Below are 1,991 nucleotides of genomic sequence, written 5' to 3' on the forward strand. Positions count from 1 at the left end.
CCCGGACCGGATCGTGCTGGTGGAGGCCGAGGACACCGATGAGGCGGTTCGTGTGCTGCCCGCCGTGCTCGCTTGCGGTGAGCCGCAGTTCGCGGTTCGCGACGGAGAGGTCTTCGTACCGCGCCTGGTGAAGACCACCGGGACCGCCGCCGACGCGCCGGACTTCGGCGCCGGCGCCGTCCTGCTGACCGGAGCGTCCGGGGCGCTGGGCGGGCTCGTCGCCCGGCACCTGGTCGCCGAGCACGGCGTACGCAGTCTGCTGCTCGTCAGCCGGCGCGGGGCGGAGGCCCCCGGCGCTGTCGAGCTGGAGGCCGAACTGGCCGCCGGGGGCGCCGAGGTGCGCTGGGCGGCCTGCGACGCCGCCGACCGGGACGCCCTCGCCGAGGTGCTGTCCGGCACGTCGGTGACGGCCGTGGTGCACACGGCCGGCGTCCTCGACGACGGCGTGATCGCCGCGCTCACCCCGGAGCGCCTGGCGACCGTGCTGCGTCCGAAGGTCGATGCCGTGCTCAACCTCCATGAGCTGACGAGCGACCTGTCGGCGTTCGTCGTCTTCTCCTCGGTGTCCGGCATCCTGGGCAGCGCGGGCCAGGGCAACTACGCGGCGGCGAACACCTTCCTCGACGCCTTCGCCGAAGCCCGCCGCGCCCAGGGCCTCACCGCCGTGTCACTGGCGTGGGGTCTGTGGGAGCAGGGCAGCGGCATGGCCGACCGGCTCGACCAGGCGGACCTGACCCGGCTCAAGCGGGTGGGCCTGGCCCCGATCGCCGTCGACGAGGGGCTGCGACTGTTCGACGCGGCGCTGGCCCTGGACCGGGCCGCCGTCGCCCCGCTGCGGCTGGACCTGGGCGGGCTGCAGGGCACGGTGCCGCCGGTCCTGCGCGGCCTGGCGCGGGTGGCACCGGTGCGGCGCACGGCGCAGAGCGCGCCGAAGGGATCGCTGGGGCAGCGGTTGGCCGGGCTGCCCGAGGCCGAACGCGAACAGGTGGCCCTGGACCTGGTGCGCACCGAGGTCGCCGCCGTGCTCGGCCATGCCTCGGTCCAGGCCGTCCAGCCGGAACACGCCTTCCAGGACGCCGGCTTCGACTCGCTCACCTCGGTGGAACTCCGTAACCGGCTGAACGCGGCGACCGGGCTGCGGCTCCCCGCGACCATGGTCTTCGATCACCCCACGCCCGTCGCGCTCGCCCGCTTCCTGCTGGGCGAGACGCTGGGCGTCCAGGCGCGGTCCGAGGCCGCGGTCGCCGCGGTGACCGGGACGGACGAGCCGATCGCGATCGTGGGTATGGCCTGCCGGTTCCCTGGTGAGGTGCGGTCGCCCGAAGACCTGTGGCGTCTGGTCGCGTCCGGCGGCGACGCGATCTCGGTCTTCCCCGAGGACCGCGGCTGGGACGTGGAGAACCTCTACGACCCGGACCCGGACCGCTCCGGCACGTCCTACGTGCGCCACGGCGGTTTCCTCCACGAGGCTGCCGAGTTCGACCCGGCCTTCTTCGGGATCTCGCCGCGTGAGGCGCTGGCGATGGATCCGCAGCAGCGGTTGCTGCTGGAGACGTCGTGGGAGGCGTTCGAGCGGGCGGGGATCGACCCGGCGACGGTCCGGGGCAGCAGGACCGGTGTCTTCGCCGGCGTGATGTACCACGACTACGGCGGGCGCGTGAAGACGGCTCCGGAAGGCATGGACGCCTACCTGGGCAGCGGCAGCGCGGGCAGTATCGCCTCCGGCCGGGTGTCGTACACGTTCGGGCTTGAGGGCCCGGCGGTGACGGTCGACACGGCGTGCTCGTCGTCGCTGGTGGCGCTGCATCTGGCGACCCAGGCACTGCGGAGCGGGGAGTGCACGATGGCGCTGGTGGGCGGTGTCACCGTCATGGCGACTCCCTCGACGTTCGTGGAGTTCAGTCGGCAGCGTGGGCTGTCGGCGGATGGTCGGTGCAAGGCGTTCGGTGCCGCTGCGGACGGTACGGGCTGGGCCGAGGGTGCGGGCATGC

1 protein-coding gene is annotated in these 1,991 nt (G+C 73.8%); it reads left to right on the forward strand.

Translation table 11 applies throughout. The annotated features are described in order from the left end of the window. Window positions 1-1,991, forward strand: a 1,991-nt coding sequence (locus tag IE244_RS41375; protein WP_191878743.1) for a type I polyketide synthase, incomplete at both ends; no start/stop codon positions are given.

Origin of the sequence: Streptomyces filipinensis, from assembly GCF_014649495.1 — a bacterium.
Lineage (GTDB): Bacteria > Actinomycetota > Actinomycetes > Streptomycetales > Streptomycetaceae > Streptomyces > Streptomyces filipinensis.